9 protein-coding genes are annotated in these 13,883 nt (G+C 64.3%); 2 read left to right on the top strand and 7 right to left on the bottom strand.

Going from position 1 to position 13,883, the window contains the following annotated elements; genetic code table 11:
• Positions 1-44: 44 nt before the first annotated feature.
• From ACQS5P_RS07715 to ACQS5P_RS07695, 5 genes are all read right to left on the bottom strand, one after another.
• Positions 45-1,937 (bottom strand): hypothetical protein, encoded by a 1,893-nt coding sequence (locus ACQS5P_RS07715; RefSeq protein ID WP_428940317.1) that lies wholly within the window; start codon positions 1,935-1,937, stop codon positions 45-47.
• Positions 1,938-2,211: 274 nt separating this feature from the next.
• On the bottom strand, positions 2,212-3,945 hold the full coding sequence (locus tag ACQS5P_RS07710; RefSeq protein WP_428940316.1) for a right-handed parallel beta-helix repeat-containing protein: 1,734 nt from the start codon (positions 3,943-3,945) through the stop codon (positions 2,212-2,214).
• Between the two features lie 14 nt (positions 3,946-3,959).
• Positions 3,960-4,466, bottom strand: a complete 507-nt coding sequence (locus tag ACQS5P_RS07705) for a hypothetical protein (protein WP_428940315.1) — start codon at positions 4,464-4,466, stop codon at positions 3,960-3,962.
• A 13-nt stretch (positions 4,467-4,479) separates the two neighbouring features.
• Entirely contained in the window at positions 4,480-5,304 is an 825-nt protein-coding gene (locus ACQS5P_RS07700) for a type II secretion system protein (protein ID WP_428940314.1), read from the bottom strand.
• Between the two features lie 281 nt (positions 5,305-5,585).
• Complete coding sequence (locus ACQS5P_RS07695) at positions 5,586-6,611, bottom strand: hypothetical protein (RefSeq protein WP_428940313.1); 1,026 nt, start codon at positions 6,609-6,611, stop codon at positions 5,586-5,588.
• A gap of 387 nt (positions 6,612-6,998) precedes the next feature.
• On the opposite strand from ACQS5P_RS07695, the gene ACQS5P_RS07690 reads away from it, so the two are divergent.
• The gene (locus ACQS5P_RS07690) at positions 6,999-10,931 is read left to right on the top strand and encodes an Ig-like domain-containing protein (RefSeq protein WP_428940312.1); all 3,933 of its coding nucleotides are present in this window, start codon (positions 6,999-7,001) and stop codon (positions 10,929-10,931) included.
• Positions 10,932-10,989: 58 nt separating this feature from the next.
• The gene (locus tag ACQS5P_RS07685; RefSeq protein ID WP_428940311.1) at positions 10,990-11,778 is read left to right on the top strand and encodes a TRM11 family SAM-dependent methyltransferase; all 789 of its coding nucleotides are present in this window, start codon (positions 10,990-10,992) and stop codon (positions 11,776-11,778) included.
• Positions 11,779-11,999: 221 nt separating this feature from the next.
• Here the strand turns inward: ACQS5P_RS07685 and ACQS5P_RS07680 are convergent, their stop codons facing one another.
• Entirely contained in the window at positions 12,000-12,584 is a 585-nt protein-coding gene (locus tag ACQS5P_RS07680) for a hypothetical protein (protein WP_428940310.1), read from the bottom strand.
• A gap of 19 nt (positions 12,585-12,603) precedes the next feature.
• On the bottom strand, positions 12,604-13,875 hold the full coding sequence (locus ACQS5P_RS07675) for a hypothetical protein (protein WP_428940309.1): 1,272 nt from the start codon (positions 13,873-13,875) through the stop codon (positions 12,604-12,606).
• Positions 13,876-13,883: the final 8 nt, after the last annotated feature.

The raw sequence follows: 13,883 nt of genomic DNA, 5'->3' as shown, positions 1-13,883 counted from the left end.
CGGAGAAGGAATCAGTCACTCGTCATCTTGCGTCTGGATCGTTGCTACTGTCGGCGGAGCCGTGGCCGCTGAATCGACCACGCGCCCAACGCCAGCAGCGACAGCGACGCCGGCTCGGGAATCACGCCCGACTGAATCGCCCGCAACGCCGCAAGATACTCGCCGCCGAACATTCGGGTGTGCTCGGCAATGAGTGCTTCAGCGAGCGGACCGGCCTGATTGACATACGCGTTGTCGATCAGGGCATAGTCCGTCGCGTCGATCGTGCCGGAGTAGTCGAAGTCTCCGTTCAGCCAGCCGCTCAACGCATTCACGTACCCGTTGTCGATCAGCGAGTAGTCAGTGGCGTCGATCGAGCCACTCAGATCGGCGTCGCCAAAGTAGGTGAACTTCACCAGCACATCGTCGGCTGCCACGTCCTGGCCGTTGAAGGTGGTGTAGATCGGCCCGCTGCCGCCGACCTGGGCCAGGTCGTTCAGCACCACGCCGAGCCCATACAGGAAGCTGCCGGCGGTCTGGTTCTGCTGGAAGGCGCGAGTCGAGCCGATGCCCGGCCCCTGCCAGTCGAAGTTCCCGCCGTTTTCCAGGGCGGTCTTGATCTGGCCGGTGACGGTGGCCAGGTTACCCTCCAGGACATTCACGCCGCTGCCGGTAATGTTGACCTTGGCGCCGGTTCCGAGTGTCGGGGCCTTGTACAGCGAGCTGACGCCATTGCCCAGGTTCAGCACGCCGCCGGGTTCGATGGTCAGGGGGGCTTCGATGGTGACGTTGCCGGTTTTGGTGACGGTCTTGCCCGCAAGAATGGTCATCGGGTTGGCGATGACGAGGCTGGAGGTTCCAGCGGCGGTGATGGCGCCGCTGCTGGCGAAGAACAGGGGCAGATTGATTTTCTGATTGCCGTCCTGCACATCAATCGTTGCGCTGTTGGCGCCGGTGCCCTGCATGGTCAGCGAGGCAGCGCCGCTGAAGTTGTACGTGTTGGGGCTGTTGATGGTCATCTTGCCCAGCGTCACGGGCGAGTCGGCATACACGGTGCGATTGGCGGTGATGACAGTGCCGAAGATGGCTTCTGCGCCGATGCCGTTGCCGATCAGTCCCGCGACCCAGTTGCCGCTGCTGAGCCAGTTGCCGGCCTGGGCGTTCCAGGTCGGGGTGGGCGGCGCGGTTCCGGAGGAATAGACCACGTTGTCCAGACGAACATCGGTGCCGGGACCCTGGTTGCCGGCGCGCTCGAAGCCGAAGGAGTCAAGCGTGGCGCCGGCGGCGACCTCGGCGGGGCTGGCGGTGTATTCGAGGTAACCCAGTTGCACGTCGTCGGATCCTCTCCACACATCAGCCCGCAAAACGCGAGTCGCGGGATCCCAGGAGTAGGTGAAGCGGTAATTCTGCTCGCCCAGCAGCGTGATGCGGTCGTTGCCGGGTTCCAGGAAATTGTTCACGACGCCTCGGCTGCCGCTGTGCTCGCCGCCGCCGCTCTGGCTGTTGCCGAAGTCGCACCAGAATCGGTAGCCGTCGGAAATCTGGATGCCGATTCGCTGTCCATCAGTCTGGCTCTGGGTCATGTGTCCCAGGAAGATGGCGCCGTTGGTCTGCTGACTGGTGGGGCCGATCCAGAATTCGCCTGAGCCGGAGATCGGGCTGGCGAGGGTCAGGATGCCCGCGCCGGTTCCGCCGGGGCCGATGGTCGTATCCGCCAAAAACGCCTGACCGGTGGAGGGGATATTGCCACCGAGTTCGCCCGCCGGGGTGTAGCCCGTCAGGTTCTCGTTGACCCAGTAATTGGTGCTGCCGGGCGGCAGTCCAACGTTAAAGCCGATGAAATCGCCGGGACCGGTATCGAAGGTGTTGGTCAGAGTCTGAGCGGCCGCGATTGCCGGGGTCATTGCCGCGGCGGCGGCAAGGCAAAGCCTTCCGCGCTTAATGAGAGGTGAACGCATACCCAAGCCTCCGCAAAGAAAGGGGTGGACCACGTTGCGCCGGCGGCAAACGCTGCACCGGCCTGCACGCGGGTCGTGATCGGACAAGGGAAATGTGCCAGCGCGTAATGCAAACTCGTCCCCATCGTCAACCGGCGCGGCCGGACTTCAGACGAGCCAGCGCACCCGGGAAAGAGTCACACCACTGAAGTGAGTGATTGACTATATCAAATCGCGGAAGCGGACGTCCAGAAAAATCTTAGATAATCGATCCAGTTTGTTGATAATCGACTGCTCAGTCGGAAATAGCGTAGGCGCCTTTGTCGCGGTAGGCCGACGACGGCGGCAACTGGTACGTGCCCAGCACGCGGCATTCACTGGTGGCGTCGGTGAGGTTGCCCCAGACGATCAATTCGTGCGCCGCGCCATCGGCGGCGGGGCGGCGATGCTCGCGAATCACGCTCCACTGCTGCCCGACATTGATCACACGCCCGACCAGCGAGCCGGGCTGCACGCGGGCATCGACCTCGCCAAGCGTCAGAACCGTCAGACACTTTGCCTGATCCACGGAGCGGCCAACGATCGGCGCGATGACCTGGTCGTCGATGAACCGCAGGTCGGCGGCGAGGCTGTTGGCGCCGGGCTGACTGCTGGCCTGGCCGCAGACCACGTTGCCTTCCATCCGCGGCGACACCGGGCCGGGCTTGAGCACCGCCGGCACCTGCATCTGTCCGGCGAAGATGTTGTTGGACACGATCGGCGGGGCCATGTGCTGCAAGGCGTTTTCGTACACGAACGCGCAGGTCATGCAGTCCACGAAGGTGTTCCGCTCCAGGATCATCCAACTGTGCACCGCATCCATGCCCGTTTTGTTGCAGACGATCAGGTTGTTGACGGCGCGGAGCCGGCCCTCCTTACTCAGGCGGATCGCGCCTGATCCGCCGGAGCTGTTGCGGTTGCCGGCGAGCACGTTTCGCTCCAGCAGCGGCTGGGAGTTTTTCATGACGTACATTCCTCCGCCGTCGTCGGCCGCGGAGTTGCCCACGATCCAGTTGCCGCGGATGACGGCGTGGGCGTCGTACTCCAGGTAGATGCCGCCGCCGTCGCTGTTGTCGGCGACGCTGTTCATCGCGATGAGATTGCCGGTGATCTGCGGGGCGCAGTTGTAGCTGACGGCGATGGCTCCGCCGTTGGAGCTTCGCGAGCCTTCCTTTCCCTGCCTGCCCGCCAGGCCGGTGTGGTTGTCGATGATCACATTGGCGATGATCTTCGGTCGCGAGTCATTCCAGATGAAGATTCCGCCGCCGTTGCCGATGCCCGTCGTGTTCTGGCAGATGAGGTTGTTGCGGACCTCGGCGACGCATTCGGCCAGCAGCGCGATTCCTCCGCCGTCGTGTCCCTGCTGGTGGATCATGTCGCGGCGGAAGTCGTCGGGCTCGACGGTGGTGTTTGCCCGGATGATGTTGTTGCTGATGATTGGCGAGACGTGATCGGCGACGATCCCGCCGCCGGCGCCCTTGTTGCGCCCGCCGGTGATCACGAAGCCGTCGAGGCGTGCGTGATTGGCAGCGCGGACAACGGGTCCGGCGCCGGCAGCGTCCAGCACGGTGAGGTTGGCGGCGATGTCGCGCTGCCAGCGGTCGTCGAATCCGCCGAACAGATCCACAAACTCGCGCATTTGAATGGTGGCTGGCGAGTACTTGCCCGAGGCGACCAGGACTGCACACCGGGAGGAGGCGGCGGCGTCTTTGCAGGCGTCGATCGCCGCCTGGACGCTGGCGAATGGGCGCTGCCTGCTGCCGTCGGCGCCGGCGGCCTGCGCTGTGCTGGAGACGTAGACGATCCTCTGATAGGAGGCCGGATCGACAGGCTCGGTCCTGGGTCCGATGGATCGGGCGTCGGCGAGCGTGTCGAGCAGTGGCATGTCGGCGCGCGCCGCTGTCGCCATGATCAACAACGCCAGAGCAATCGTAAGAAGAAGACGGGTGCGGTCTGTGGCTGAGCGGACGCGGATCGAGTCACTTTTCACGAGTTCCTCCTGCTTCAGGGCACGAGCGGCTCGGCGTAGGAGCCGTCGGGTAAGCGGGGCATGGTCAGCTCCGTGGCGCGGGGGTCGGAGCGACTCATCCACTCGCTTTGGCCGGGCGCCTTGACCTCCAGACCATCCAGTTCGAGCTGGGCGATGACCATTGGATTGCGCTGTTCGGGCGGACGCGCGTAGATGGCCTGGAGCTGTTGTCTTACTTCCGGCGTATAGCGTGCCAGGTATGAGACGAACGGCTTGCCGTCAGCGGCCTTGAAGACGTAGGCGCGATAGACCTGTTTGCCGTCTTTCTCGAACGGAGGGATTTTGGACGGATCGTCGGCGAAGTACGTTTTGCCGTCATCACTGGAGAAGAAGACCTGCCCCGGCTGGGCGGCGGAGGCGGTGGCCACGCCGTTCCCCGGTGACAACGCCCATAGTGCAGCGAGGATGGCGACCAGGATGCCGCTTGCGGCGACTGCAACCGCGAGCTTGGGATTCTGATTCAACGACTGACGAAGGCTCACCAATTCTCCCGGATCACTTGAAGGTCTTTCTCAGCTCCGTGAAGTCTTTGTTGTCCAGCGCCTTGAACAGCACCACGGCATAATGCGTGGCATTGACCACGCCGGAATCCGGCTTGGTTGCATGTCGGAATGCCGCATCAAAATCGCTCTTGTTGAGCTGGACGAACTCGGCGTGTCCGTCTGAATACGCAACATTCACGCCCCAGGGGTTTCGGTGTGGCCAGGCCAGCCCCTTGCCCCAGCCAAGCACCTGGATGTCCTTGACCAGGGCGCGGTTCTTCATCTTTCCGAACCTGAATTGTTTGACTTCGGCCAGTGCCTGATAGACCACCGCCGGGCCTTCGGCTTCCCCGAAGATTCGGTAGAGGTAACCCATGAAGCGATACGAGCCGGGGTTTTCCCATTCCCATGGCCGGTAGGTAAACCCCTCGATGGGCATCGACGGGCAGTAGAACGTCTTGGGATCTTTCAGGATGCGGGTGTAGAACAGATAGCCCGGACCGACCCAGCCTTCGGCAGTGTATTGCTGGATATACCCGGCCGGAGCGGTGTTGGGGTGTCGCCAGACGGTATAGCTGGTGCCGGCGTTGCCCTTGGGATCGGAAGGCGGGACGGCGCCTTTAAACTGTGCACCGTAGATGTAGATGGCCTGGGCCATCTGCTGCATGTTGCTGAGGCAGACGGTTCGTTGAGCGGCCAGGCGCGCGCGTCCGAGCGTCGGCAGCAGGATCGAGATCAGCAATGCGATGATGCCAATGACGACCAGCAGCTCAACGAGTGTAAAGCCTGGCCGGGCAATGCGGCGGAGCGACGATGTGAAGCAGCGATCGACTGACACGAGCGCCTCCCTGGGCCTGGCAAGCCCGGCAAGCGGAAAGCGACGGCAGCAACGGTACGTCTGCCTCTACACCTATCTTTAAATGATTGTTTTGTCAACTGAAACTCAGGATTATCGATAAATTGGTTTGCACGAATCGAGCCGGAAGCAGGCCAGCGAGTCTGTGTCGCGGCCTCCCCGCGCCTGTGATCGCCGCTCGCTGGGGACGCCCGTGACATCATCGCCGTTGCGGGAGGACCGTGACATGCTCGGGCAGGATCCCTGGAGGACCGGCCAGAGGCTCAGCCGCGCGCTTGTTTGCCCAGTCCCGAAGAAACGGGCACGCGCCCATGAATTGATCTTGCGGTGAGTCGCCCCGCCAGCCCCAGCAGCAGCACCGCCGCCACCAGCCCCGCCGGCTCGGGCACACCCGTCGCCTCGGGCATGGAGCTGACCACCGACCAGATCGTTTCCTGAAGCCCACGGACCAGCGCCGGATCCAGATTGGCGCTGACGTTGGGAAAATACTCCGATGGGACCGGCATACCGGTCGGATCCTGGCCGAAGAAGGTGGCGTACATCGTCGTGGCGGTCACGAAGCTGCCCACTTCGCCCAGATGGATGTAATCACGATACAGGGCGGCGATGTTGGTCAGGCTCCCGAGTTGTCCGGCGCGGGCGCGGCGGTCGATCTCGGCGATGACGTGTCCGGCAGGAATCAGCAGCACGGGCTTCATGTCCTGCGGCTGCGATGCCCGCACCGCTCTCAGAAGCTGATCGAAAAAGCTCGCCGTCGCCGTCAGGGCCACATCCTCACCCGGCGCGCCCGTGTACGTGCGCGACCAGGTGTCGCTGTAGGTCGGCGAAAACCAGCCCGTCTCCGGCCAGCGCGCCAGGATGTAGACCTGCGCCTGCGCGTTGGCGGGGTTGGCGGTCTTCATGTAGTTCATGAAGTCCACGATGCGCTGGGCGTCGCCATCGGGACCGGCGATCGGTTTATTGAATGGCTGGAGTGTGACCGCATCCCACGTGTAGTTTCGCAGCGCATCAGGCCAGGGACCGGCGAAATGTCCGCTCAGCGATCGATCGGTTGGATTGTTCCAGATGTAATCCAGCGTCGCGCCGCCCCGAACGTGCATATCCACGCTGGCGGTGTCGGCCCGCGCCCAGCTCAACATCGGCGACAGCGATTCGGGTTTGGAATCTACTGTCAGGCTGTTGCCGATGTGGAAGCTGGAGAACGCTCCACCCCCTGCCGGCTGCATCGCGAAGATCGCGCACAAAAACCACACGCCCACGATTGACGCTGCAAGATGGATTCGATGCATTGGTCTGGCCCAAAAAACGACTACTACCGGGGAACCATGCATCCCTCCCCTCACGGCGGGATAAAGCTCCTCGGTGCGCAAATCTACCCGACCGGGTACTCAGGGACAATGAAAAAAGGACTCGGGGCGCAGATTTGGTTGCCGGCCTGGTGACAATCTGGAGAGTCTGGGTCAGTTCCGCTGAATCAACAGCGGCACCCGCTGCAGATTCGCGTTGATCCACCTCACGCCGCCGGTTACAGTGCCACCTGCGCCTGGGCTGGAGTGGCGCCAGCAGGTGGGCATCTCCGGGGCAAGCGGCGAGGGACTATGCGGCCAGCGGCGGGCAGCGCACGTGCGCGACGGGAACCGGTTGCGGCGAGACCGACCCGTTGCGCCATCCTCGAGTTGCTCGAACCCCGCCAGCTTCTATGTCCTGGCTACGTCGTGGCGGGGGTGTACGACCCGGCCAACCCGAACGCCAGCGACATGCGCGTGCGGATCAGGGGCAGCGGATTCCAGCAGCCTTCGCCGGAGCTGCTCAATTCGCCACCGGCGCCGCCGCCACCGGGATTGCCTCAGCTCAACAGCCGTCCCGGCGCGCCCACCGCGATCTACCTCGATTTCGACGGCGACAGCTCCACCGGCACTCAGCCCTACGACGAAGACGGCGATCCGGCCACCTTCAACGCCACCGAGGCCGCCAACATCACCAAAGCCTGGCGGCAGATGTCGATCTACTACGCAATGTTCGAAACGAACGTGACGACGGTGCAGCCGACGTCCGTACCGTTCGCCTGGGGCGCCATCGGGAACAACATCAGCAACGGCTACAGCTACGTGAACGTCTTTCCGAACTTCCGGCCCGAATCGTTCAACAATTCCGGCCACGCGCGGACGCGCGTCAGCGGCATCGCCCACGAGATCGGACACAACTTCGGACTGTGGCATCAGTCCGACTACGACGCGATGGGCGTGAAGGTCAATGAGTACTCCAGCGGCTACGACTCGCTGCACGGGCCGATCATGGGTGTCGATTACGCCCAGCAGGTCCACAAGTGGTTCATCGGACACTCCAGCCAGTCGGTCACGACCATCCAGGACGATCTGGCGATCATCGCCAACCGCATCCGCTTCTACTCCGGCGGCGACGGATTCCGCGCCGACGATTTCGGCGGAACGATCGCCTCGGCAACGCCAATGCCTGTCGTCGATGGCACGCAGCGGGTGACGGGCGTGATCGAGCGGCTCAGCGATGTCGATGCGTTTTCGTTCGTCTCCGACGGCGCCGCCTCGCTCAGCCTCAGCGCTGTGCCCGAAGGTCCTTCCGGGGTCGATCTGAAGCTCGCCGTCTACGACGCCGCCGGCAACCTGCTGGCGATGAAGGACGCAACAACCAACGACCAGCAGTTCACGCTGACGCTCTCGGCCGGAACGTATTACGCGCTGCTCTCCAGCCACGGCAACTACGGTGATGTCGGGCAATACAACTTCTCGGTCTCTCCGCTGCCGCAGCACTGGAGCTCGCTGGACATCGGCACGATCGGGACCATCGGTGGCAGCGCCGCCTTCGACGCAGCCAGCGGCACGTACTCGATCGTGGCCAGCGGCGCTGACATCGGCTCAAGCTCCGACCAGTTCCGCTTCAGCTACGTGCCGATCAACGGCGACACCACGATCACGGCGCAGGTTCTGTCGCTGACCAATACCAACGGCAGCGCCAAGGCGGGCGTGATGATCCGCGACTCGCTCACCGCCAACGCGCGGCATGCCATGCTGGCCGTGACTCCGACCGCGGGCATCCAGTTCCTCCGTCGCACCAGCGCCGGCAGCAGCACGAGCAGCAGCACGCAGGCGGCGGCGGGCGCACCGTACTGGCTGCGGCTCGCGCGCAGCGGATCCACCTTTACCACGTCCTTCTCCGCCGACGGCATCTCCTGGACGGCCGGATCTTCGCTCAGCATCTCGATGGGCACGACGGTCTACGTGGGGCTGGCGGTAAGCAGCCGCGACACCAGCCTCACCACGACGGCGCGCTTCGCCAACGTCAGCATCAGCGGCAACATCGCGATCACGACTCCCAGCTACAACGCGCTTCCCGCGCCCGGCGGATTGAGCGTCGCGCCGGCGACCAGCGGCACGGGACTGAGCCTGTCGTGGAACGACATCGCCGGCGAAAGCGGATATGCCATCGAGCGATCCAGCGACGGCGTGACATTCGCCCAGATCGCCACCACCTCCGCGGGACTGACCAGCTACGCGGATTCAAGCCTGCCCGGCTCGTTGCGTTATTTCTATCGCGTATCGGCCCTGAGCGGGGCGACACGCTCTGTGCCGTCCGGCGTCGTCAGTGCCGTCAATCGCCCCGCCGCGCCCACCAGCCTGCGCGTCATCTCGCCCAACAGCGTGCAGCTCATGCTCACCTGGCGGGATGTGGACGGCGAGACGGGGTATCGCATCGAACGATCCACCGACAACGTGAGCTTCACGACGGTCGCGACGCTGGGCGTCAACGTGCCCGCATACGTCAGTGGGGTGCTGGCGATCGGAACCGTCTACTACTTCCGCATCGTGCCGCTGAGCGCGCAGGGTGATGGCGTGGCCGCCACGGTCGTCGGCAGCACGCGGCTTTCGGCGGTCAGCGGCGTCGCAGTGACCGAGGCTCGGCCCGACTCCGTGCGCATCGTCTGGAACGACCTGCCCGGCGAGAGCGGCTATCGCATCGAGCGCTCCAGTGACGGGACCACGTTTGTGCCCTACGACACGGTGCCCGCCAACACAACCAGCTACATCGACACCGGCGTTGTGCCGCTGGAGGAATACTACTACCGCGTCATTGCCTTCAACGGCTACAGCGACAGCGTTTCGGCCACGCCGGTCATGGTCGCCACGCCCTCGGGCGTCCCGCTGCCGAGCGGGTGGAGCAGCCTGGACATCGGACCCGTCACGGGCAGCGGCGCCCAGGGGTACTCCGCGGCGGGGGGCGGCGCGTTCACGGTGCTGGCCAGCGGCGCGGACATCGGCGGCACGTCCGATCAGTTCCGCTTCATTTACCGGGAAATGACCGGCGACGGGGAGATCACCGCGCTGGTCAGCTCGCTGGAGAACACGAACCTGTGGGCCAAGGCCGGGCTGATGATCCGCGAGTCGCTCGCCGCCAACGCCGCCAACGCCTTCGTGTTCCTCACTCCGACCACCGGCGCCTACTTTCAGGCGCGCACGACGGCGGGGGGCTCGACCACGCAGTCGCCCGGCGCCGCGACCCCTCCACCTGTTTCTCTTCGCCTGGTTCGCACCGGAAGCACCTTCCGTGCCTACCAGTCAGACGGATCCACCTGGTCGATCATCAGCTCGGCGACGATTCCGATGAGCTCACCGACCGTCTACGTGGGGATCGCGCTGACCTCGACGAACAACACGCGCCTGGCCCGCGCCGTCATCGAAAGCCCCATCGGAAGTGCCGTGACTCAGATCGATACCACCGTGCCCTCGCCGCCGATCATCAGCTCGATCTCCGACGACAGCGGCGCCAGCGCAACGGATCGCATCACCACCGACCGCACGATCGTGCTTCGCGGCCGCGCCGAACCGGGCACGATCGTCACGCTCGCCCGCGCCGGCGCCGGGCAGATCGGCTCGGTCCAGGCCGATTACCAGGGCAACTGGACGTTCGATTACACGAGCACATCCCTGCCGGATGGCGCGCACGAGTTCACCGCCGTCGCCACCGATGCATCCGGCAACGCCAGCGCCCCTCTGGTATTCCCGGTCATTGTGGACAACATAGCGCCTTCGCTTTCGGGCAGCTCGTTCAACTTCCTCACCGGGCACTCGATCTCGCTCGTCTTCTCCGAGGACATCGGCAACACGCTGAGCGGCAGCGATCTGGGTGTCGTCAACCTGACAACGGGCCAGCCAATCTCGACGGTCGTGCAATACAACACCACGACGGCGATGGCGACGCTGACGTTTCCCGCGGGAATCCTGCCCGACGGAAATTATCGCATGACGCTGTTCAGCGCCGCAGTGACCGACCTGGCGGGCAACACCTCGACGTCGTCGAGCACGCTGGACTTCTTCGTCCTCGCCGCCGACGCAAATCGCGATCGGGCCGTCAATCGGCTCGACATGGACATCCTCACGGCCAACTGGCAGCAGGGCGGGCGAGTCTTCACCGATGGCGATTTCAACTACGACACGCGGGTGGATGCCCGCGACCTGCTGATCCTGGCCAGCCGCTGGCAGCAATCCCTGCCGCCGCCGGTGGCGATCGAGATGCCGCCGCCGATAAGAGTGCGGATACCTGCCGCAGCCGGGCTGGCTGAGGAGATTCTCCCCTGAGCAACGGCCACGGCCTGATCGGTTCACGGGCTGCGGGTGTACAATCCGTGGCCGAACCATGCATCCGGATCGTCATCAACAGCATCAACTGCGCCCTCGACGTCCTGACGCCCGCGCCACGCGAGCCAAGCCGCCGCTGCGGGTTCAGGTCACCACGCTTTGGGATTACCCTTCGCAGGACTACGGCGAGGCGCACCAGGGCCGGCCGGGGTACAAGGGCGCCACGCCCAGCTACATCATCTGGAACCTGCTCCAGCGTTACACGAAACCGAAAGACCTGGTGGTCGATCCATTCTGCGGCAGCGGCACGACGCTGGACGTGGCGCGCGACCTGGGGCGTCGGGCGCTGGGCTATGACGTGCATCCGGCGCGCAAGGACATCTTCCGTGTCGATGCCCGCAAACTGCCGCCGGAGTTGAGCGGCAAGGTCGATCTGGTCTTCATGGACCCGCCATACGGAACTCATCTGCACTATGGCGATGATCCCCGCGACATCGGCAAGCTGGATGCGTCCGACCCGCGGTACTACGACGCGATGCAGCAGGCCTTTGCCGAGGCGCATCGCATTCTCAGACCCGGCGGAGTGCTGGGGGTGTACGTATGCGACAGCTACGTTCACGGCAATCCCGGGCGGTTCTATCCGATCGGCTTTGAGCTGTTCGAGCGGATGCGCCGCGTGGGCTTCGAGCCGGTCGACATCATCGCCGTCACGCGACACAACAAGACGCTGGAGATGGGCAACTACCGCAAGGCCGCCGAAGAAGGAAACTTCTTCCTGCGGGGGTTCAACTATCTGTTCATCATGCGCAAGCCCGCCGAGCATGCTCCGCAGCGCTCCGGCGGCTAGTCAAATGCCGTCGATCGCACAGGGGGTAGCGCGCTGTGAGAGACTCGAAGTGAAAAAAGGGGTCGGGAGCATTTTTCAAGATCCGGAAAATACTCCCGACCCCTTATCGCCCGCACATCGGCCGCTGGCGAGCGGGTGGCTCCAGGGCGGGCTTGAGCGAGCAGCGGGCGGGTGACTGCCGCAACGGCAAGGGAAACAGGTGAGCGTCCATTGCCACGGGATCACCGCCGGGCCGACGAGGCATGCCATTCAAGCAACGGACGCAGCGAATATGGGGCGGTGGCGGGCTGGGTCGCGGCAGAGGCGCGGAAGCTGGTCAGGAACGGCCAATAGTCGCTGCTTGGCAAGTCCTCGGGCCTGGCCAGGCGGATGCCCACCTCGTACCATTGCCCGTCGCGCTCAAACGTCGCCCACCAGAAGTACTCCTTGCGAGATCGCTTTTCGCTCAAGACGGCCTGGCGCGACTGAAACTCGCCGCGCAATGTGTTCGGGCGCGACAGCAACTCATCCATGTTTTGCGGCTGGCTCAACCTGGCCGCGGTGATCCGTGTTTCCATGCCCACTGACCGCTGGGGGGTGAGCACGATGCGCTCGCGAAAGCTGTCGTGGGGGCCGCCGTAGCGGATATCCGCCTCCCAGCCCCTGGGTTTGATGATCGAGAAGGTTCCGTTGCGGGTGACGACGCGGTCCTGTTCGCGCGGCGCGGGAAGCCCCGATGCGAGATACACGTAGATCACGAATCCCACCACCACCGCCAGCACAGTCAGCAGTTTCACCATCGGCTGAGTGAAGAACACACGGTTCATGGGTCGGTTGGTCTGGTCATCAGTGCATCTGTCTTGCGGTCGCAGACGCTGGCTGGACCCGTGCCAGGTCGTCGTGCATCGGCGGCCAGGTGTACGTGCCGCTGGTCCAGCGTTGCAGCCTCATATAATACGTAGCCTCTCCCTGCGGCGGCACGACGATCCCTCGCCAGGTCTGCTGCAATCCCGAGCCGGCATGGGGAAACGAGACGGTCAGATCATGGGTACCCGGCGGGATGCGCAGCGGCAGGATGAAGACCGTTCGTGGCAGCATCTCCCATTGTCGCACATCCGCCTGGCTGGTGGCCTTCAGCAGAAGCCCCGTGCCGATCATCGCCAGACCGGCCAGCGCCGTATCTTCGCGGCCGCGGTTGGCGCCGTAGATGGTAGCGCCCGCGCCGCCGACGATCAGCCCCGACCCCACCGCACTCTTGATGGCGCGGATTGTGTCGATGCTCTGCCAGCGGCGGTCCTGGGCCATGGCCAGCAGATCGATCGGAGGTTCGGTCAATCCTTCCAGATCCACGGGCAGGCCATCGATGGTGACCCGCGGCGGGGGGATCGTTCCGGCCTGCGCCGGCGAGGGCGCAAAACCCACGATCGAGCCGTCGAAGTCGGTGACTTTCTGCGGGCCGTGGCCGAACTCGATCACCAGCAGCAGGTTTGACGTGGCGTTGCGCTGGTAATCGACCAGCGGCGCCAGGTGTGGGCGAAGTTCCCTGACCCGATCGAAGCACGCCCGCGCCAGATCGTCCCGGCCCAGCTTCTGCCAGGTCTTGCCCAGCATCATCAGCCCGATGACGAAGTTGGATTCCTGCTCGGCATACTGGTCTTTGGCATCGTTCTTGTCGGCGTAGTCACGCAGCTTGAACAGCGCATTTTCAAACGCCGCCCGCGCGTTGGCGTAGTCCTGGCGCATGTAGTACACCAGCCCCAGGTAGAAGTTGGCCATGGCGCGCTCGAAGGGTTCGCCCTTCCAGATCTTGATTTTCTCATCAACCAGGACTGCGCCCAGGCTTCGCCCGCCAGCGTTCACCCCCACGCTGTTGATCACCTCGTAGGCGCGCAGGAAGGCCTCTTCGGCCGTATCCAGGTCATATCGCGCCAGCGCCGCCGAACCCAGGCGAACGTTGTTCAGCACGAAGTTTTCGTCGGGCTTTTGGGCGACCTGCATCAGCTTCTGCTGCGCGGCGGCGTAGTCCCCGGCGAAATATGCCTCGACGGCGCGGCTCGCCGCGATCTGCTCTTTGGTCGGGCCGCAACCACCGACCGCGAGCATCGCGATCAGCGACATCCAGCAGG

The sequence above is a fragment of the Fontivita pretiosa genome (assembly GCF_050410795.1).
GTDB lineage: Bacteria > Planctomycetota > Phycisphaerae > Tepidisphaerales > Tepidisphaeraceae > Fontivita > Fontivita pretiosa.
Note: the sequence above shows the minus strand (reverse complement) of the source record. Positions and strands in the feature narration are given on the sequence as shown.

Excerpts from the sequence above, each read along its gene's own strand:
- ACQS5P_RS07675 (WP_428940309.1), bottom strand. The coding sequence starts at position 13,875 with ATGTCGCTGATCGCGATGCTCGCGGTCGGTGGTTGCGGCCCGACCAAA.
- ACQS5P_RS07680 (WP_428940310.1), bottom strand. The coding sequence starts at position 12,584 with ATGAACCGTGTGTTCTTCACTCAGCCGATGGTGAAACTGCTGACTGTG.
- ACQS5P_RS07695 (WP_428940313.1), bottom strand. The coding sequence starts at position 6,611 with ATGCATCGAATCCATCTTGCAGCGTCAATCGTGGGCGTGTGGTTTTTG.
- ACQS5P_RS07715 (WP_428940317.1), bottom strand. The coding sequence starts at position 1,937 with ATGCGTTCACCTCTCATTAAGCGCGGAAGGCTTTGCCTTGCCGCCGCC.
- ACQS5P_RS07685 (WP_428940311.1), top strand. The coding sequence starts at position 10,990 with ATGCATCCGGATCGTCATCAACAGCATCAACTGCGCCCTCGACGTCCT.